Source organism: Pseudoalteromonas sp. APM04 (assembly GCF_022809815.1).
In the GTDB taxonomy this organism is placed as follows: domain Bacteria; phylum Pseudomonadota; class Gammaproteobacteria; order Enterobacterales; family Alteromonadaceae; genus Pseudoalteromonas; species Pseudoalteromonas marina.
Genome location: NZ_CP094441.1, coordinates 2,258,308 through 2,277,916, shown reverse-complemented (window position 1 = coordinate 2,277,916; position 19,609 = coordinate 2,258,308). Strand labels below are relative to the sequence as shown.

15 protein-coding genes and 1 pseudogene are annotated in these 19,609 nt (G+C 38.0%); 9 read left to right on the top strand and 7 right to left on the bottom strand.

What is annotated here, in order from left to right; genetic code table 11:
• The first annotated feature begins 2 nt into the window (after positions 1-2).
• The 4 genes from MTP24_RS10590 to MTP24_RS10575 all read left to right on the top strand — a co-directional run bounded on the left by MTP24_RS10590 (position 3) and on the right by MTP24_RS10575 (position 6,525).
• Positions 3-872, top strand: a complete 870-nt coding sequence (locus MTP24_RS10590) for a class I SAM-dependent methyltransferase (RefSeq protein WP_243531107.1) — start codon at positions 3-5, stop codon at positions 870-872.
• A gap of 151 nt (positions 873-1,023) precedes the next feature.
• Entirely contained in the window at positions 1,024-1,329 is a 306-nt protein-coding gene (locus tag MTP24_RS10585) for an H-NS family nucleoid-associated regulatory protein (RefSeq protein ID WP_138740125.1), read from the top strand.
• A gap of 413 nt (positions 1,330-1,742) precedes the next feature.
• On the top strand, positions 1,743-4,634 hold the full coding sequence (locus MTP24_RS10580) for a TonB-dependent receptor (protein WP_138740126.1): 2,892 nt from the start codon (positions 1,743-1,745) through the stop codon (positions 4,632-4,634).
• Between the two features lie 139 nt (positions 4,635-4,773).
• Positions 4,774-6,525 (top strand): DEAD/DEAH box helicase, encoded by a 1,752-nt coding sequence (locus MTP24_RS10575; protein WP_243531105.1) that lies wholly within the window; start codon positions 4,774-4,776, stop codon positions 6,523-6,525.
• Between the two features lie 21 nt (positions 6,526-6,546).
• Here the strand turns inward: MTP24_RS10575 and MTP24_RS10570 are convergent, their stop codons facing one another.
• On the bottom strand, positions 6,547-6,882 hold the full coding sequence (locus MTP24_RS10570) for a ribonuclease E inhibitor RraB (RefSeq protein WP_008129315.1): 336 nt from the start codon (positions 6,880-6,882) through the stop codon (positions 6,547-6,549).
• A 202-nt stretch (positions 6,883-7,084) separates the two neighbouring features.
• Here MTP24_RS10570 and MTP24_RS10565 point away from each other — a divergent pair, with 202 nt between their 5' ends.
• The 3 genes and pseudogenes from MTP24_RS10565 (at position 7,085) to MTP24_RS10555 (ending at position 13,437) form a co-directional block, all read left to right on the top strand.
• Complete coding sequence (locus MTP24_RS10565) at positions 7,085-8,809, top strand: autotransporter assembly complex family protein (RefSeq protein ID WP_243531103.1); 1,725 nt, start codon at positions 7,085-7,087, stop codon at positions 8,807-8,809.
• Entirely contained in the window at positions 8,809-12,498 is a 3,690-nt protein-coding gene (locus MTP24_RS10560; protein ID WP_243531101.1) for a translocation/assembly module TamB domain-containing protein, read from the top strand. The genes MTP24_RS10565 and MTP24_RS10560 overlap by 1 nt, the downstream gene beginning before the upstream one ends.
• Positions 12,499-12,538: 40 nt before the next feature.
• Positions 12,539-13,437, top strand: a pseudogene (locus MTP24_RS10555) (peptidylprolyl isomerase).
• 58 nt (positions 13,438-13,495) lie between these two features.
• Here MTP24_RS10555 and queF read toward each other — a convergent pair.
• A complete protein-coding gene (gene queF / locus MTP24_RS10550) occupies positions 13,496-14,341 on the bottom strand; it encodes an NADPH-dependent 7-cyano-7-deazaguanine reductase QueF (RefSeq protein WP_006794065.1) in 846 nt (281 codons plus the stop codon).
• A 59-nt stretch (positions 14,342-14,400) separates the two neighbouring features.
• Between queF and syd the strand changes: the two genes are divergently transcribed.
• Positions 14,401-14,940: a SecY-interacting protein gene (gene syd / locus MTP24_RS10545; protein WP_243531099.1), complete on the top strand. Its 540-nt coding sequence runs from the start codon at positions 14,401-14,403 to the stop codon at positions 14,938-14,940.
• Between the two features lie 63 nt (positions 14,941-15,003).
• Here syd and MTP24_RS10540 read toward each other — a convergent pair whose 3' ends face one another.
• From MTP24_RS10540 to MTP24_RS10530, 3 genes are all read right to left on the bottom strand, one after another.
• Positions 15,004-15,777, bottom strand: a complete 774-nt coding sequence (locus tag MTP24_RS10540; protein WP_010557127.1) for a Zn-ribbon-containing protein — start codon at positions 15,775-15,777, stop codon at positions 15,004-15,006.
• 13 nt (positions 15,778-15,790) lie between these two features.
• On the bottom strand, positions 15,791-16,057 hold the full coding sequence (locus tag MTP24_RS10535) for a hypothetical protein (protein ID WP_138740132.1): 267 nt from the start codon (positions 16,055-16,057) through the stop codon (positions 15,791-15,793).
• A gap of 264 nt (positions 16,058-16,321) precedes the next feature.
• Positions 16,322-16,558 carry a DUF2789 domain-containing protein gene (locus MTP24_RS10530; RefSeq protein ID WP_006794061.1) on the bottom strand — a complete coding sequence of 79 codons (237 nt, stop codon included), beginning with the start codon at positions 16,556-16,558 and terminating at the stop codon, positions 16,322-16,324.
• A gap of 326 nt (positions 16,559-16,884) precedes the next feature.
• On the opposite strand from MTP24_RS10530, the gene MTP24_RS10525 reads away from it, so the two are divergent.
• Positions 16,885-17,529, top strand: coding sequence for a GNAT family N-acetyltransferase (locus tag MTP24_RS10525; RefSeq protein ID WP_008129322.1), 645 nt, complete (start codon positions 16,885-16,887; stop codon positions 17,527-17,529).
• Positions 17,530-18,272: 743 nt separating this feature from the next.
• On the opposite strand, the gene MTP24_RS10520 is transcribed toward MTP24_RS10525, so the two are convergent.
• Both MTP24_RS10520 and MTP24_RS10515 read right to left on the bottom strand, forming a co-directional pair.
• Complete coding sequence (locus MTP24_RS10520) at positions 18,273-18,572, bottom strand: DUF3301 domain-containing protein (RefSeq protein ID WP_010557125.1); 300 nt, start codon at positions 18,570-18,572, stop codon at positions 18,273-18,275.
• Positions 18,573-19,601 carry a DUF3549 family protein gene (locus MTP24_RS10515; protein WP_243531097.1) on the bottom strand — a complete coding sequence of 343 codons (1,029 nt, stop codon included), beginning with the start codon at positions 19,599-19,601 and terminating at the stop codon, positions 18,573-18,575. It abuts the gene before it with no gap.
• Positions 19,602-19,609 lie beyond the last annotated feature (8 nt).

Sequence of the window (19,609 nt, the reverse complement as noted above, 5' to 3'; positions counted from 1 at the left end):
ATATGAAATCTTATTGGAGTGAGTATTGGGCTCAGGGGTATATAACGTCATTTGGTCAAGATATTAAAGGTAACTATACGGGGAAACTCAAAGATTGCTGGTTAGAACTAGGTAACGAATTAAAAGAGAATTCTAAAATTTTAGACCTAGGGACAGGCAATGGGGCACTGATCGACCTTATCCAAAAAAATATAAGCAAAGGGTTAAATTTTACGGGGATTGATCCTGCGACTATAAACTTAGATGCGACTAAAGATATACATGGTACTTTTTTATCGGGTGTATTTGCTGAAGCACTTCCTTTTGAGGAAGAGAAATTTGATGCTGTTATATCTCAGTTTGCACTAGAATATAGTGATGTTCAGGTAAGTATAGAAGAAATGCTTAGGGTACTTAAACCTAAAGGAGTGGTTCAGATTATATGCCATGACATAAACTCTGACATTGTTGTTCCTAATGTTCAAATCCTAGAATCTGCAATTAGGGTACAAGCTACTATGGTTCCTGTTATCTCGGAAATTATCAATGCAATCCAAAATAAATCTGACACAGAGAAAGTGCACTCAGCCTATTTAAAGAAATTGATTAATGATGATATAAAAATTAACCCACATGCTATAAATGCAACGTTATTGACCAATTTTTATGAGTTTATATTAAAAAATCGTTCTATTGATTTAAACAAAGCTTTTTCTTTATTTCAATCAGAGTTAGAAGGATTAATTTTTAGATTAACAGACCTAAAAAGTGCTGCAGCGAAAAACTCAGCCGTATATTCTCTCTTATCAGAATTTTGTGAAATAGAAAAGACTGATTTAATCGACTCTAATAGAGAAAAAATAGGTACTCTTTATAAGGGCTATAAGAATTAGCTTCAAAGGTAACAGCTGTTTATGTATTTTAGTGAGTGATACTGAAAATACACCATTATAAAATTATTCTTTTTTACTGATGATATATTTTACAGCTACAATTATACTACTATATTAACTTTAGAATATTTAATTTCGATGAGATAAGTAAATGAAAGAAGTTCGAGCTTTTATAAAGACCGCATCCTTAACTGAACTTGAAAAAGCAAAACAATTAGTTACTGATGCAATTTCAAAATATACCCAACAGCAAAAAGCAAAACAGGAAGTTTTGGATCTTTTAAAAGAAAAAGGACTTACGTTAGAAGATTTACAAGATATTACCTCAGATAAACGTACTAAAGTTGCGCCTAAGTACCGAATGGAACTAAATGGTGAAGTAATAGAGTGGACCGGCCGGGGTCGTCGTCCCAAAGCGTTTGAAGGCGTTGAGCTTGAAAAGTATTTAGCTAAATAATTATATTAGTGGTTAGAAATTAGTTTTTGAATACCTAATAAGTTAATTAGGTATTCAAATGACTTTTCAGTAACTATAACCCTTTCTCATTCCTTAGTCCCTTGGTTTGATACCACTTCTGCTAACAAAGTTATACTGATCGTAGCTTATAACTTAATAGTAATCTAATAAGCCGCTTATTCCTAAAACGGCGATTAACGTTTCGGTACGCGAGTACCATTAAGTATTCAATCATCGAACATTTCTAAGCTTTTTAGCACTTCATTATTTATAACTTATAAAAGCTACACCTTAACGCAATCTGTGTTGATAAGTTTGTAAACTTGTGGTTAATATATAGATTCAAAACAGGTACTAATGTTAATTTATTTGTTTTGAATCAAAATAATTAAAATACAAACAGGGATTTCAATATGATAAATAATAAAGTTTCAAAAGCAGTTCGCTTAGCGATTGCTTTTGGTGCGGCATCAACAGCTGCTTTTTCAGTAAACTCATTTGCTGAAGAGCAAGAAGGAGCCGAAAAAGTAGAGCGAATTGAAGTGACAGGCTCTCGTATTTTACGTGAGGGGGCAATAGCACCTTCACCAGTTACAGTTATTACAGGTGAAGATCTAGTTAGTACTGGTGCAATGAATATTGGTGAAGTTTTAAATAAATTACCAGCATTAGCTACCACATACTCGCTTGCTAACTCAGGTCGTTTTATAGGCACGGCTGGTATCAGCTTACTTGACTTACGGGGAATGGGCAGCTCTCGTACCCTAGTATTGGTAGATGGTAAGCGTCATGTTGCTAGTGCGCCTGGTACATCATCAGTAGATACCAATACAATACCTAGCGCTTGGATTGAAAAAGTAGAAATAATTACAGGTGGTGCTTCTGCTGTTTATGGCGCAGATGCTGTAACTGGCGTTGTTAACTTTATATTGAAAAAAGATGTTACAGGTTTTAACGCAACCGCTACAAAGGGTTATGCAGATAATAGTAAATATCAAAATGAGAAATTTACATTATCATATGGCACAGATTTTAACGAAGGCCGTGGTAATGCTGCATTTTCAGTCGAATATAATGCCCAGGACTCATTGAATGCGCTTGATAATCCATGGACGGCAACGTCATATGCATCTTTACCTTATGATGTGGTTACAGGTCAAACTCGACCAGATGACCAAATTGATAGTGAGGACTATCCTGATAAATTTCTATTACCAAACGCAGGTTATTACCTAATATCAAACCAAGGCACAGTGTGGAATCCATTCACTGGTGGCATAATGGGTAAGTTTAATGGTGATAGTACACTTGGTGATGTTTACACTGGACCTATTGCGGATGGTTCCTTTTGTGCAAGCCCTGGTTGTGATTATATTAATTTAAGACAATATTCAGAAATTCAACCAAAATTTGATCGTGTAAACTTTAACTTTAAAACGAATTATGATGTTACGGATGAACTGAACGTTTATTTTCAAGCAAAATACTCTAAAACTGAGGGTGAAAATGTTGGACAGCCGTTTTTCCGTTTTTACAGTGGTGCCAACTTAATTCAACGAGACAATGCATTCTTAACACCAGATGTTGCTCAGTTAATGGACGACAACGACTTACCCTTTATTGGTGTTAACAAAATGTTTAATGATATTGGTCGTCGTCTAGAAGAAAACACTCGTGAAACAACGCGCTTTGTAGCTGGTATTCAAGGCGAAATCAGTGAAGACTGGTCTATGGATATTTCACTCGTACATGGTAAATCAGAAATTGAGCGTATTAACGGTGCTAACGTTATTATGGCAAATTATGCTAATGCTATAGATGCTGTATTTGATGATAGCGGAAGTATTGTTTGTCGTGATGAAGCAGCCCGTGCTGATGGCTGTGTAGCTGCGAATATAATGGGTGACGGCGCTATTAGCCAAGAAGCGATTGACTATGTAACAACGACTTCAATTGGTACGTCTGAAATTAAACAAACCGTGTTCAATGCAACATTTAGCAACTCTGCTATTTTTGAGCTACCTGCGGGTATGGTTGGATTTGCTGGCGGTGTTGAATACCGAGATGAAACAAGTGTTACTATTGAAGATGCCTTTGCTAAAACAGGTGCTACATTCTTTAATGCGCTCGGTGAGACTGATGGTGGATATGATGTAACTGAAGCATTTTTTGAATTATCAGTTCCGCTTATTGAAGATGTATTTTTAATTGATACCTTAGTATTTGATACAGCAGTTCGTTATGCTGATTACTCAACAATTGGTGATACAACAAGCTGGAAGTTAGGACTTGATTGGACTGTTACACCAGAGCTTCGTGCTAGGTTTACATTGTCAGAAGCTATGCGAGCGCCAAATATTGATGAGTTATTCTCTGGTCAAAGCCAGTCTTTCGCAGGTGTTGACGATAGTTGTAAGGTGTCAGAGCTTGCTCAATTAAGCGATTCAGGTCGTGCTATCCGAGAGCAAAACTGTGCAGCATTAGGCGTTCCAGCAGATTTTGATTCAAACTACGATAGCGCAACGCTTGAAACTTTAGTGGGTGGTAACCCTGATCTTCAACCTGAAGAGTCTAGATCAATCACTGCAGGTATTGTTTATCAACCTGAGTGGTTAGAGGGTTTCAGTGTAACAGCTGATTACTGGGAAATTGATATTGATGATACAATTAGCGGTATCGGCTTTCAAACAATTATAGACCGTTGTGTTGATTCACCAACAGGCATTGATAATCAGTTTTGTGGCCTGATTACTCGTGATCCAAATACAAGTGAAATTACGCTTCTTAAAGGGTTTGCATTGAACATTGCTCGAAGCTTAAATTCTGGTGTCGATTTTGAGTTTGGTTATGATTTTGATGCGCTAGGCGGAAGTTTTGGTACTAGTTTTATTGGTACATACTTAATTGAAGCAAAAGACTTTCCATTCTCAGCTGAGCCTGAAAATTACACTGATTATGAAGGTGTGTTAGGTGATGAAACATGGCAAGGCAGTATCTCCGTTGATTATACATACGAAAATCTTGTATTAGATTTTAGTACTCGCTTTATTAACGGTGTTGAGTTGTACGATCATAAGTCTATTGAAACAAATCCAAACCCATCTAACCAGATGCGTTACGGTTCTTACTTTATAACTGATGCATCAGTTGCTTATAAGTTTGATAGTGGAGTTGGCTTTAAGTTAGGTGTTGATAACCTATTTAATCGTGGCTTACCTGGTAGCACTACCGGTACAGGTGCAGGATCGGCAATTTACGACAATATTGGTCGATTTGCTTACCTACAAGCTTCTTATAAGTTCTAAGTTTAATGTTTTGATGCATAAACTGAACGTATAAAAAGCAATTACATTTTAAAGTAATTACAAGCCCTCTTAGTTTTTATTAAGGGGGCTTTTTATATTAAGGTACAATAGTAAATATATAATATGAACTCTTACATTTATGAGCTATAAACTTAGACCCTATCAGCAAGAGGCGGTTGAACGCACCGTTGTTCACTTTAGAAAAACCAATGATCCCGCAGTTATTGTGTTGCCAACAGGTGCAGGTAAAAGTTTAGTCATCGCTGAGCTTGCCCGTATAGCTAAACAAAAAATATTGGTCCTTGCTCATGTTAAAGAACTTGTAGAGCAAAATTCACAAAAATATAAAAGTTTTGGTTTAGAGGCGAGTATATTTTCCGCAGGTTTAAAAGAAAAATCTTTAACCCATCAAGTCACTTTTGCTAGTGTGCAGTCACTTTCACGTAATTTGGATAAACTCAATGAGCATTATTCTTTACTTATTATTGATGAATGCCACAGAGTAAATGGTGATAAAAAAAGCCAATACGGTAAAGTTATAAGTGCATTACAGTCGTATAACCCACATTTAAAAGTATTGGGTTTAACGGCTACGCCTTATCGTTTAGGCATGGGGTGGATATACCATCACCATTATCATGGTTTTGTTAAAGGAACTACAGAAAGCCCATTTAAACGTTGTATATTTGAATTGCCGCTTAGGTACATGATTAAAAATAACTATTTAACCCCACCAAATGAAGTTGATGCTGCCATTAACCACTACGATTTTTCGTCTTTAGAAACGAATGCGTTTGGCCAATACACTGCCGATGATATGAACGCGCTTTTAAAAAGTAACGAGCGAGCAACTCAGGCTATTCTTAAACAAGTGATTGAATATAGCGAACAGCGCAAAGGTGTAATGGTTTTTGCGGCAACAGTTATGCATGCCCAAGAAATATTAAGCTACTTACCAACAGCCCAAAGCGCGCTAATTACAGGCGATACGCCTAATATTGAACGCGATAAAATCATTTCTGCGTTTAAAAGTAAAACGTTAAAGTATTTGGTTAATGTTTCTGTATTAACAACCGGCTTTGATGCGCCACATGTCGATTTTATTGCCATCTTGCGTCCTACAGAGTCTGTAAGCTTATACCAACAAATTGTAGGTCGGGGCTTACGATTATCAGAATCTAAAACCGATTGCTTAGTGATTGATTATGCCGGAAATGGTTTTAATTTATTTCACCCTGAAGTAGGGGATAAAAAAGGCGACAGCGATAATGAACCTGTACAAGTGCTTTGTCCAGGTTGTGGGTTTGCTAATATATTTTGGGGTAAAACGAACTCTGCTGGCAAAGTTGTTGAGCATTTTGGTAGACGTTGCCAAGGGTTATTAGAAGACGATGAAGGTAGCAAAGAGCAGTGCGATTATCGTTTTAGATTTAAAGAGTGTGAGGAATGTGGTGCGCAAAACGATATTGCTGCTCGAAAATGCCACGACTGCGGCGCTATAATGGCTGATCCTGACGACAAGTTGCGTAATGCGCTAAACTTAAAAGATGCATTAGTGCTTCGTTGTAGTGGGCTAACAGTAACTCAACTTAAAGACGAGCTAATCAAAGTTACTTATTTTGACGAAGACGGCACTAGTTGTGATGAAGTTTATAACCTTGCCAGTAAAGGCGGTCAGTTTATCTTTAATAAACAATTTGGCAAACGGCTTGCGCATGGACAAAAACCAACAGACTTTAAAGCAGCAGAACAGGTAATTAAAGCGCAGTTAGACTTGGTGCCCCCTGACTTTGTGATTGCGCGAAAAAGTAAAAAATATGGTTGGAAAGTAGCAGATAAGCTATTTGATTATAAGGGGAGTTTTAGAAAGGCAAATCAGTTAAGTCGTTAAACTTAACTGATTTTTAATATATTAAGCGGCGTCTTCGTCCATTAATCCCCAGCCGTCACCGTAACCGTTATAGCCATTCGCTATACTTTCTAGGTACTGTTCAGCTTGGCCTAGTAATGTGTGCTCTGGTACCATTTGTACATGAGTAATTACTTCCCAAACGCCAGTGTCTTTGCATTTTTCGACGTCGGCGGTTTGTACTAATGCATCAGAAACAATATCTTTAGCAAACTTATCAGCATCGGCTTGTTGCTCAAATAAAATGAAAAAGTCGATTTGCTGCATTTTGCTTAAATCGACGCCTGCAGCGGCTATTTCGGCTAACAGCTGGCCGTTTTCGTCATCTGGAAATTGCATTAAAAACTCATCTAAAAATAATTTTGTGTTCGTTGGCACTATTGTAACTAAAATATTGTCTTAACGCGTACTAATTTTATCTTCTTCACATTTCATATTTAAACTGAGTTTGTCATTAAGTTAATGTGTTGCTCATTATGGCTATGTTAATATGCGCCACATTAGCTCATTTTAAGTAGTATATAAGAGTAAGGATATTTGCTTGTTTATTAAGTTTTTACGTTGCATGTGTATTGCCACTGTTTTTATGGCTGCAAATTCCTATGCGGTAGCAAAAGTCATCGAAGACTACAAAATTAAAGGCATAAATGGTGATTTAGAAAAAAACGTAGCGCTTTACTTAAAGCAGCTTACAGGTGAAAAACCAACAAGAACCCTTCAACGTTATGCTAAAAGTCAGGTACAAAACAGCATAAAAGCACTGGGTTACTACAGCCCAACAGTTGAGGTTGAATTTGATAAAGACGATAGTGAACTCGTTGTAAAAATTGAGCGTGGTCCTGCAACACGGATAGACGCCATTAACATTACATTAAATGGTGAAGGGAAGAACGATAAACAATTACAAACCATTATTAAAAACACCAATTTAAAACAGGGTGATGTTCTAAACCATGGTGACTATGAATCAGCGTATAAAAAAATAGAATCTATGCTTTTGGAGCTTGGCTATTTTGATGCTAAATGGCCTGCCCGCAAATTAGAAGTTTCAATTAAAAAAAATAGTGCCGTTGTCACGTTTGTGATTGATACCGGTGTGCGTTATCAATATGGCAGTATTGAAATTACCAGTGATACGCCAGCTGAAAAATATATTCGTTCTTTGTCACCATTTACTCAAGGACAACCTTATAAATCAACTTACATAGCCGACTATAACCTTGAGCTTTCGAGCACACCTTATTTTGCTAGTGTGCGTGTTTATGCTGAGATTGCAGCGCGCAAAAACGCCCAAGTTCCTATCAAAGTTGAGGTTGTTCCTAAGCCTGCAAATAGCTTTGAAATTGGCGGCGGTGTTTCTGAAAGTGAGCCTAGGTTCCGTTTTAAGTGGAGTAAACCTTGGATCACAGAGGATGGCCATTACCTTGATACAAATATGAATATTGCTGAAAAGCAACAAGATCTCTCAATGGCATACACGGTTCCTGTAGACGACCCTAATGATGATTTATGGCGTTTTTCAGTGGGTTATAAACTGGAAGACGAACTTGCAGATGATGTCTACAGCGAGATATTAACCGCACAATTACAAAGGCAGTGGCTTACAGAAGAAAAATGGGTAAGAACAGCGTTTTTACGCAGAGACCAAGAGACGTATCGTCTGGGCGATGATCCAGAAGAATCAACCGAAATGTTAATGCCCGGAATTAGTTATGCTCGCAAAAGTTTAAAAGGCGGAACGACTCCTTATTGGGGCGAGCAATGGCTTATATCAGCAGAGTTTGGCCTAGATGATGCGCTTTCCAGCACGAATTTGTTGAGGGTTCAATTACAGCATGCATGGCTTCGTACATACCTTAATAAGCATTTAGTTTTTCTTAAGGCAAACATTGGCGCAATGCTAGTTGATGACATAAATAATGTACCGTATTCACTGCGGTTTTATGCCGGCGGTGATCAAAGCGTTCGTGGTTTTGCTTATCAGTCAATTTCGCCAGAAAATGATGATGGTGAACTAATAGGGGGTAAATATTTGCTTGCTGGCACTATGGAGTACAACTATCAGTTTGCTCAAAATTGGCGTGCAGCATTATTTGTTGATGGTGGTACTGCTACGAATGATTTTTCAGATGAATTTGAAGTGGGTGCTGGTTTTGGTTTTCGATATTTAACGCCTGTGGGCCCTGTACGAATAGATCACGCTTGGGGCTTAACTAAAGATAGCAAAAGTACCCGTTTGAGTATTACCATAGGGCCAGAAATTTAATGCCAATATTAAAAAAAATAACAGCCACAGTAAGTGCAATTTTAGTTTCGCTAATTATTAGCGTATTTTGTTTATTATTTACTGCACCCGGTAATCAATTTATTGCCTATACGGCAAATAAAGTTGTTGATGGATTACACATAGAAATTAAAGATGGCCGCTTTATTTATAACGATGTGTTTAATGTTCGTTTTAAAAATAATGGTTTAGATTTTAATGCTCAGCAATTAAAAATAGATTTATTTTGGTGGCAGTGTGATGGTATCTGTATTGATAATTTTAGCGCTAAATCTATAAAATTAACCTTGCCAAAAACAGTTGAAGCGCTAGATGAAACACCCTCTGAGCCCCTTGAAAAAATTACTTTACCTTTTAATGTTTCAATAAAAAATATAGCGGTTAATGAGTTTACATTAAACCACCCTAGTGCAGATGTGAGCGTTAATAACTTTAAACTATCAGCTAAAGCTGAAGGCTCAAAACTCACAGTAAAAAGCTTAAATATCCCGAGTATACTTGTTGCTTTAAAAGAGCAAGAACAACCTGCCAAGGCGCAAACTGCTCAAAGCAACAAAGCTGCACTTACGCAATTACCAGCACTTCCTGATATTGAATTTACATCACCCATTGATTTGGCCATTGAATCCTTTGATATCGCAAAGGTAACAATTGAGCAGGGCGATGCGCAGCATAATATCGAAAACATTTCGCTGCAATTAAGTGTAGAAGATGCCGTGATTAATTTGAAGTCGCTTTCAGCTACCTATGAGCAGTGGCAGCTTAATACCCAATTAGATGCAGAGCTTTTAGGTAACTTGCCTGTAAAAGGCTTAGTGACTTTAAATAGTGACGAGCACCAAGCAAACTTAGAGTTAAACGGTGATTTAGCTGACTTAAATTTAAATTTACAAACGAGTGGACAATATCCGCTCACGTTAACAGCGAATGCTAATTTAAAGCAAAAAAATTACCCATTTGAGCTAAGCGGTAACATTAACCAATGGCTTATTGATGCGCAAAGTAACGAACTAAAAGTTAAAAATGTAAGCCTTAATGCAAATGGTAATGCCGATGACTACCAACTCAATTTGCAGGCAAACAGCCAATTAGGCGCTTATCCGGCTGTTAATCTTAATACTCAGCTAACAGGCGGTTTAACTCAAGCTGTGCTTAAAACATTAAGTATTAAGGCTCACGAAAGTAGTGCGATTATAAAAGCTAATGTCGATTGGCAACAGGGCATTAAAGCGAGTTTTAACGGCTCGCTTTCAAACCTAAAATCGCAGTATTTTACGGATGCTGTAACCAGCGATATTTCAGGGCAATTTAAAGGTTCATTCAATGCGGAAGAAGGCTCGTGGCAACTACAAATGGATGATACTAAGTTAAGCGGATTATTAAACGAGGTACCCCTTGAGTTTGCGTCAAACTTTCAGCTTGATGATGCATTAAAAGCCAATATTGATAGCCTTTATTTAAGTAGCGGCACTAATAAATTAGTACTCAATGGGCAAGTTAATGATAGCTGGAAAGTTGACGGTAAAATAACACTTAAAAGTAATAAAGAGGCAAATATGCCATTTATTGCCGATGGCAACGCCGATTTAAAAGTAAGAGGGCAGAGGCTAACACCTTCTGTCGATTTAGCGTTAATGCTTGATAGCTTCATTTTTAATGAAATCAATATAAATAAACTGACGGTAAAAGGGCAGTTGGATACAGCCGCTGATTGGCAAACTGACGTATCGTTAAGTGTTGGCTCGGCGCTTGTGGCTGATGAGCAAATTAATAGTGTAAAAGTTGATATTAGCGGCGATAAAACAGATCACCAACTTACAGCATCTGTAGATGCCGAGCAGGGCAGTGCAGAGCTTGAAGTAAATGGCAAAATTAATAACGCTACCTGGAATGGTGAGTTTAGTAATGTAACGCTAAGCGACAAAAAGTTAAGCTTTAGCAACACTAAAAATATTGCCGTTATGTTTAACTCTCAAAACGGTAATTTTAATGTAAGTGCGCACTGCTGGGCTTCTCAGCAAAGCGAGCTTTGTATAGACACGCTTGCCCAAACTAAAGCGCTAGGCCAGTTAAACGCTAAGTTAAACAATTTAGCGCTTGAAGAGCTTAAACACTTTTTACCCGATAACATTCGCACCCGTGGTGATGTAAAGGGTAATGTGGCGCTCAATTGGAATGCAGGCGCTCTTAAAACATTACGCGCAAGTTTAAATGCAAGTGACTTGACCACTGTTTTAACCTCAGAAGAAGATCGCTTTAAATTACCGATAGAAACACTCAGTATTAGTGCTTTTTCAGACTCTCAAAAGGGGCAGCTCGAAGCTAATTTAGAGTCAAGCGTACTAGGTAAAATTGATACATACATTAATATTGACGACATACAAAATACGCAGGCGCTTAATGGCACTATTAATATTGATAAAATATTACTTTCAGACTTACAACCATTTCTTGAAACTCTTGAGCAATTAAAAGGTGATATTAGCGGTAAGGTCGCACTTGCGGGTACGTTAAAAGATCCACTATTAAATGGTGAGCTTAACGTAAACGATATAAACCTTGAGGGTGAACAGCTTCCTATTGCGCTACAAAAATCAAATATAAACATATTATTTGATAAAACGACCGCCACAATAGAGGGCAATTTAAACGACAATCAAGGTGGCAATGTAAAGCTAAACGGTGATGTTGATTGGCAAGGTGAACAACCTGAAGTAAATGTAAATGTGCAAGGCGAGCAGTTTTTTGTACGCGCACAACAAGGCGTTACTTTTAAAATATCGCCAGATTTAAAAATAGGGTTTGCTAATAATGCACTTAAATTAGCGGGTGAAGTAGTTGTACCTTATGGTCGTATTACGATTGAAGAGCTTCCAGAAGGCGCTGTGCAGGTTAGTGACGATGAAATTATTGTTGATCAAAAAACTGAAACCAACGAAAAGGTACCATTTGACTACGACATAGACTTAAATGTGATCGTTAAAAATGACGTTAAAGTAGAGTCGTTCGGATTAGAGTCTAAAGTGGCTGGTGATTTAGCGATTAAAATGAGTCAAGGTGTTCCAATCATTGCAACAGGTGAGCTCAATTTAATAAATGGCACTTATTTAGCATTTGGCCAAGATTTAATTATAAGAACTGGCCAAGTGGGCTTTAGTGGCTCCATTGAACATCCCTATTTGAATATTAAAGCAATCAGAAACCCAGCTAATACAGCAAATGGTGTTATAGCTGGTGTTACGCTTACGGGAAATGTTAAAGAACCCACTCTAAAGCTGTTCTCTGAGCCTGCAATGGATCAGGCGCAAACCTTAGCATACTTACTCAATGGACAGCCGCTAGGAGAGGGGGAGGGAGCATCAAGCAACGCTATGCTTGCCCAGTTATTACTTTCTCAAGGGGTTAGTAGAAGTGAAGGGGTTGTGTCAAAGGTAGGTGAAACGTTTGGTCTTTCTGATGTTAGCTTAAGTTCGTCAGGAAGTGGTGACAGCACTAAGGTAGAAATTTCAGGCTATGTTGCGCCTAGCTTGCAAGTTAAATACAGCGTTGGGGTATTCGAGTCACTTAGTGAAGTGGCCATTCGTTACCAGTTGTTGTCGCAACTCTATATAGAGGTAACCAGTGGTTTATACCAAAATGTTGATGTCCTCTACAAGTTTGACTGGGATTGAACACTAAAAGCTACTTTTAAATAATAATAAAAGGTTGAATATGAAAACATGTTTTTCAATTTATGTAATGGCTATTTTGTTGAGCGGCTGCGCTACAACAGCTAACAATAAATCCGTTATAAATATACAAACACCACTTAGTGCCAATGATGTAATAAAAAATGCAACTGCAGATGAGTGGCAAGTAGTTGATCCTCAAAATATTTTAAAAATAACCTTACCTACTGGTTCGGCTTACATAGCATTAAATCCGCAACTAGCTCCAAAACACACGCAACATATTAAAACGTTGGCGCAAGAAGGCTTTTATAAAAACACCCGTGTTTATCGTTTTGTAGAAGGGTTTGTAGCACAAGGCGGCGACAGTTCAGGGAATAAAAAAATACAAACAGCGAATAAAACGGTACCTGCAGAGTTTTATTTACCAACATCGCAACCATTAAAAATTACCGAGTTAAAAGGCGATGGATACGCGCCTGTTACGGGGTTTTTAAATGGTTTTGCTGTTGCGCAAAACCAAACACAGACTCAAACATGGCAAGTGCATTGCAATGGTGTATTTGCAATGGTGTATTTGCAATGGCACGCGCTAATGATATAAACAGCGCAAGTACTGAGTTTTTTGTCACTATTGGGCAAGGCCCTCGTTACCTTGATAAAAACATTACCGTGTTTGGAAGAGTACTTGAGGGTATGGAACACTTTAATCGTTTGCAGCGTTTACCCACTGAGGGACTGGCGTTTAATCCAATAACGAATATTGAAGTGTTGGCTGATGTTAATAGCGATGCAACAGTATTCAAGGTAATGAAGACAAATTCAGGATCGTTCAAGCAACTGATAGATGCACGTAAAAGCCGAACGGAACCCTGGTTTGTCCAATCGTATAATTACGTTGATGTATGTGGTATGCCTATCCCAACAAAGCGCGTTATTTAAATATTAAAAAAGGAGCTGAGGCTCCTTTTTAATGTTTATGTTTGAGTGTTTAACGTATTTACTGACGATTAATCTTAACGGCAAACGGTGTTTCGTTATAATGCGTAGAACGGTATGGGTTTATGTCTAATCCGCCTCGGCGTGTATAACGTGCATACACTTCAAGCTCTTTAATGTTGAGTTGCGTGGTTAAGTCACTATAAATGCGCTCTACACATTGCTCATGAAACTCGTTATGTGTTCTAAACGATATTAAATAACGTAGCAGCGATTCACGGCATATCTTCTCGCCTGTGTATCTTATAATAATGCTCGCCCAATCTGGTTGAGACGTTATTAAGCAATTAGATTTTAGCAAATGGCTATTGAGTGTTTCGGTTACTATTTCATCGCTATGTGCTTTAAGTGAATAGGCATCAATATCATAGTTATCTATTTCAATATCTAAATCATCAATGCATTCCCCAGGCAGTGCAGTACAGGGTAAACAGTTAAAATCGTCCGCTTTGTATAGGGTTACTTGTACCGGACTATTAACTGCGCCTGATAAGTCATCGATTAAATGTTGCTTAACTGTGTTTATGCTCTCAAAACGAGTTTGATTAAAGCTGTTTAAATAAAGCTTAAACGATTTAGACTCAATAATGTGGCTGCTTTGGCATGCAAAAGTAAATAAGGCGACAGCCACTTGCGGTTTACCTTTGGCGTTTAACCACGAAAGTTCGTAACCTGTCCAAATATCTTGGCCTTTAAATGGCAGTTCGGCTTCATCAATATTTAAAGCATCACGATTTAGCTTGCGGGCAATTGGGAAAAGCAAGCTTGGCGTATAGTCGTCTACATATTCAGTAGATTGTCCTAATACACTGCCTTTAAGGTCTGGAGAGTTGCTGTAATCTGTCATGTTTGCTCTTAAATAGTTACAATGTGCGCATTATATCTAATTTAATTGAGTTTCACAGTATGTCTGTAGCATTGCTTTTAGAACAACTTCACCATCAATTTAGCGAAAATACCCTCAAAAACACTGCTAAGTACCCACTTATAGCACACGATGAACAATGGCCGAGTCCGTGTGAGCTAGGCGAGGTTGACGAGCAAGGAAATATTCAATGGCAAGGCGTACGTCAGCAGCCAGCTGGCTCATTAAACAATTTAGCTAAGGCATTAGAGCTTGAGTTTCCAACAGCGTTAAGCGAACTTTATGGGCACATGTACGGTGGTAGCGTATTGGCAATTATTGACGGACATCAAATTGAACTGTTGCAAGCATGGAATAGCGACGACTACGATATGCTTCAAAAAAATATTACTGGTCATGTTTTAATGAAACGAAAGCTAAAACAACCCGAAACTGTGTTTATTGGTTTAACAGATAAAGAAGATTTACTGGTCAGTGTGTTAATTCATACTGGAGAAGTTTGCCTTGAGCACGTTGGTAAAAAAACGCACCACGTACTTGCACCAAATATAGAGTCGTTTTTAAAAGCGCTTAAAGTATAAAACGTCATTAATAAATCAGCTTAGCAATATCGCTGAGCTGATTTTAAAAAGTCGTTAGAGGAGCTATTGAAAGTCCCACGACACATTAGAGACTAAACCACACGGTTCACACCTAAAATCAAATAGCCCAAACCAAGGTTCATCTAGTTTCCAATCGCCATTACAGCTTGGACATTTACGCTCAAGCTCAGAGGCTTTATCCACACCACCAACTCGATATAAGTAATAGTAAACCGGCTTTTTAGTTAAAAAACTAATACGCTTGGTGATGTCTTTTCCGCGGCGATATAAGTCACTTTTAGTACTGGATATTTCCTCAAGGGCAGGAAACTCACAGCGTGTTGCGCCATTAATTTGTATTTGATCGCATGCTTGCCAATCTTCTTGCCACTTAATTAGCGTTTTGTAATCGCCATTGGCGATAGCAGGGATGCGAAATAGTGGCACAGGTAAAAAGTCGTCGCCACAATAAAGAGGGCTACAGGTATGCACATAAGTAGTATATAAAATGTAACTTGACGGCTCAGTGCAGCAATCCGCTCCATTAGAGTGAATATCTTGGCCAATCACTTTTACTTTTGGGGCCAATAAACCTGCGTTATGTAGTTTTTCAATGCTGTGTTTAACAAAAGGGCTATTATTTAGCGGGTGCATAGCGTCTTCAGTTGGGCACATAACACGGGTTATGAAAAAGCCGTCTTTTAAAACGGTGGGAAACTCTTCCCCCATTATTTGGCCATTAAAGCGAAGCGCATTTACTAAGCGGTTTATGGCTTGTTCGGCTTGTTCTAGGGTGGTGTCTTGGTAGCAATCAAATGTTAAATCAACAACAAACATTTATAGTCTCAAATTATTTTTGTTCTAGCAGTGAAAGTAATTGATCAAGTTTTTGCTCAATTCTGTCTAGTTGGCTTGCTTTTAGCTCAGCGTTTTCTGGCTGCTGGGAAGTTTTAATAAAGTTATTTATAGAATCCGGGTTATTTTTGTATTGGCTCACAGCTGCAATAATCATTGGCATTGGAACCGGTTGCGCTAAGCGACTTTTAGTTAATGCGACTGTGGGTGTTTTGCCTTCATCTAAAAGGACTTGAATTGCATCAAATACAACTGAATTCATTATATTTATAACTCTTAAATTAAATAAAGCGCAGCATACACATCTTGCGCGGGTGCTATGGTAGCAATAAAATGGGTATGCTACATTAAATAACCTAATACTTAGGTTAAAAACTTATTTCTAATAACTTACCTCAACGCTAACTTGCGTAAATATGCCTGAGACAAGTCAAAAATCGATCAGTAAATTGGCCTTGATCCCATTAAAAATCGTCATGGATTAGTAATTTTGAAGGCTTTAACATAGCTATCTAGCTAAATAATGCTATTTGCCTTGGCGAAGACGAACATCTAACTCATCAATCACTTCACTCCAGGCACCATCTTCAGCAAGCGATTCCGCTAAAAAGTGTTGCTGTGCTTCATCCCAAAATGCTGCATCTTGAAGCAGTGTTGTGTCTTTTAACTCATGTGAAGCAATAAATTGATCTATTTGAGATTCTGAATTTGGTAAACCAAGTTGTGCAAATAATGTATGAATATCGTGTTTTGTAGTATCCATGTTACGACTCCTTTAAATAAACAATAAATTACCTTAAGGCCCAACAATACATTGTGCTAGCTAAACTCAAGCTGAATTGTCGGTTAATTACTTTAGGTATATAGTAAAGTTAAGTTCTGAATAATAAATTGCCTAAACCGCTGCTAGCGCTTTATAAAGGATAGTAAAAATAAATAACACTTTGATATTATTTCTCTCTTTAAGCGGGCAATACGGCGTAATATCCAGTTCTTAGATTAAATATACTCGTAAATGCAGTTATTCGCGTATAGCTTTAGTATTTGAGCTCTGATTATATTTACGGCTAAAACAATAAAGGACATACAATGAGTATAACCGCACAAGAAGAAACGTTCAGCGTACAATACATTGAAGCAGAAGATATAAGCACTGCCGCAAGTTTAATTTATCAGGCATACCATGATGACCCTGTACTAAAAACAATGCTTGGTTATGATGGAAAAAATAAAGCCGTTTACGAGAAAAAGTTACGTGCATTAATACGTGAAGAACTCAGTAGTTTTTGGCAAGAAAAGCAACCACTAATAGGGCTTTATCGCAGTGGCAAATTAAAAGCAGTGGCCTGTATGTTTGATTCTTTAAGTCAACTTCAAGCTCAGCGTTATTGGCATTGGCGCTTAAAATTAATGCTGAGTGCGGGTTACTTACAAACTAACCAGTTAATAGAAAAAGAACAAACTATTAGAGATACACTAAAAGAAAAAGGCCGTTATTACTTTTTAGCTTTTATTGCAGTAGATCCTCATTTTCATGGTCAAGGGTTTGGTCGGTATTTACTCAGAGGGCTTGATGAGCTGGTAAAGGCAAATAGTGAGTCTTCTGGATTGGCAGTATTTGTAACGCGTAGTGAGCATACAGAACTTTTTAAATCTGAAGGGTTTCTGACTTTTAAACAGCTTACGTTTAACCAAGTTGCTGGTGAGTTACTATTTAAAAATGCATTGGGTTAAAAACGTAACTTATAGTGTGTAAGTTAATGCGCCCAAACGGACATGTGTCCGTGCGATATATCTTACATTAACGTGAGAGTAATCAGTTAAAGGTGGCCAATTGGTCGCCTTTTTTTATTTAAGTGCATGTTTAATATTAACTTATTGATTTTTTAATTTTTATGACAAAGAATTATTTTGTCTCACATACTACTTCCTCCTCTCGTTTACTCTAAACTTTAACTTGTCAAGAAGACATAGCTTAATGAATAAGCTACTGCCATGGATAAGGAATAGGCAAAATAGCAGATGCTAGCAGGATGCAAAAAGGACAAGTTAACAAGGACAGCAAGGATGAATAGGAAGTGCAAGACGCACTAAGTGGCAGGAGCTACTTCAAGGATATAAAGGATTAAAGCTGCAGGACGCAGCCACGTACTAGGTTGCACGTGAATGCTTGGAAAGCAAAGGGACAACGCAGGAAGCACAAAGTGGCAGGGCGCTACTTCAAAGGATTAACATGGATGATGCTATAGATTTAGCCAAGCGTTAGTTTACGCGGGTTTGCCAAGGTGGCGATGGATATTGCATGAGGCAATGTGAGGGTAAACAAGGTTGTTTACTCGTTCAGGGGATGAAAAAACGGATTATAGATAGTGGATATCTAGCAGGAAGCAGTCCAATTGGGGCGTAACTTTAGTTACGCCTTAGTTTTTTGTACTACACAATTGCAATAATTTTATACATTAAAAGCAAAAGAACACTTAGATTTTGTGTGGTGGAACGACAACACTTTTTAAAAACTCATTTTCCATAATAAGCATTCCCTGATACGCATTTTCACCGTCACTTGAAAACTCAAATGAAAACTCACTTTTTATTCCTGGTTTACCACTTTTTAGAAAACCAAAACGGCGCTTAGTGCACGCAACACTCATAAGTTGCACATTTAATTGCTCACATTGACGTTTAGCATGAACATTAGCCGCTTCGGCGACTTTTCTATTTAGCCAAAACAAATAAATAACACTACCAATTAATATAAACGTCCATAAACTTGCCATTTAAGAGAATAACCTTCCAATTGCACGAGCGAGGGCTTCGCTTCGATCTTCTTTTCGTAATAAACCTAATAGGTGAGGTCGAATGGTCGGTATTGCAACTAAGTCAGCAAAAATACTTGGAAAAAGCGCCTCTATTTTTTGATGTTGAGCACAATTATCCATAAATATATGCAATCGTTCAGGGTCTTCTAACTGAACAAAACAACGCCCAGCAATTGTTAAAAGTACGTCAGAGTCGCTTTTAAGAGCTGAATTCAATGTTGCATCAACAAGTTGCGCGCATAAACCTTGTGCCTGACCTTTAGACATTGAGCGAAGTGCAGCGGTTAAAGCTATAGTATCACTATTATTAATAGCTGTTTGACCCTGCGTAAGTAAAAGCTCACTCAGTGTTGGTGGTATTGTAACATGTTCAAGCATTGCGCTTAGTGGCTGTAATACTTCAATGGGTAAATGTGCCCAGGCTTTTTGTAAGTTACTTAAGTTTTGATCGTTATCTAGGCGCAGCGCAAAATCAGCAATGCCTTGTAGTGCAACACTTTGCCAATTATCAAAGCCTAACTTTGCACTAAAATATAGCTGAGCGTATTCGTAATATTGTGAAGCAGGTTGCTTTAGTAACACTTTAACTTGCGCGTTAAATGCAGCCCGTTTATTTGCATTAGGCGTAAACACATAAGGATTGTTATCAAGCTTGCCATCTGCTTTTTCACCTGTAATTTCAGTGCCAAGAGCTTGAATAATCATATCGGCAAAGTGATCACGACTTGCACTAACTAATTTACTTTGCTCATCTAGCGGAAATTTTAAAAACCACACATAGGGTTCTTTGCTCGCTTTGGCATCCCAGAACTGAATTGCTAGCCACGCATGACCAGCAAGCGGATAAGGGTAAGGTACTTGGGCTTGTTCAATAGCTAAAAACTGTTGTTTATCGAGTTTAGTAATGTGCCTGCCAATATCAAAAGCCCGCCATTGCGTGCCAGCACCATCTAAAAGTTGGCCTAAGGTTGCTATTTGATCACTCATTGTTTTCC

Bases quoted from the DNA above. Each gene is read 5' to 3' on its own strand.
- MTP24_RS10590 (WP_243531107.1), top strand. From the start codon at position 3: ATGAAATCTTATTGGAGTGAGTATTGGGCTCAGGGGTATATAACGTCA.
- MTP24_RS10585 (WP_138740125.1), top strand. From the start codon at position 1,024: ATGAAAGAAGTTCGAGCTTTTATAAAGACCGCATCCTTAACTGAACTT.
- MTP24_RS10580 (WP_138740126.1), top strand. From the start codon at position 1,743: ATGATAAATAATAAAGTTTCAAAAGCAGTTCGCTTAGCGATTGCTTTT.
- MTP24_RS10575 (WP_243531105.1), top strand. From the start codon at position 4,774: ATGAGCTATAAACTTAGACCCTATCAGCAAGAGGCGGTTGAACGCACC.
- MTP24_RS10570 (WP_008129315.1), bottom strand. From the start codon at position 6,882: ATGCAATTTCCAGATGACGAAAACGGCCAGCTGTTAGCCGAAATAGCC.
- MTP24_RS10560 (WP_243531101.1), top strand. From the start codon at position 8,809: ATGCCAATATTAAAAAAAATAACAGCCACAGTAAGTGCAATTTTAGTT.
- queF (WP_006794065.1), bottom strand. From the start codon at position 14,341: ATGACAGATTACAGCAACTCTCCAGACCTTAAAGGCAGTGTATTAGGA.
- syd (WP_243531099.1), top strand. From the start codon at position 14,401: ATGTCTGTAGCATTGCTTTTAGAACAACTTCACCATCAATTTAGCGAA.
- MTP24_RS10540 (WP_010557127.1), bottom strand. From the start codon at position 15,777: ATGTTTGTTGTTGATTTAACATTTGATTGCTACCAAGACACCACCCTA.
- MTP24_RS10535 (WP_138740132.1), bottom strand. From the start codon at position 16,057: ATGAATTCAGTTGTATTTGATGCAATTCAAGTCCTTTTAGATGAAGGC.
- MTP24_RS10530 (WP_006794061.1), bottom strand. From the start codon at position 16,558: ATGGATACTACAAAACACGATATTCATACATTATTTGCACAACTTGGT.
- MTP24_RS10525 (WP_008129322.1), top strand. From the start codon at position 16,885: ATGAGTATAACCGCACAAGAAGAAACGTTCAGCGTACAATACATTGAA.
- MTP24_RS10520 (WP_010557125.1), bottom strand. From the start codon at position 18,572: ATGGCAAGTTTATGGACGTTTATATTAATTGGTAGTGTTATTTATTTG.
- MTP24_RS10515 (WP_243531097.1), bottom strand. From the start codon at position 19,601: ATGAGTGATCAAATAGCAACCTTAGGCCAACTTTTAGATGGTGCTGGC.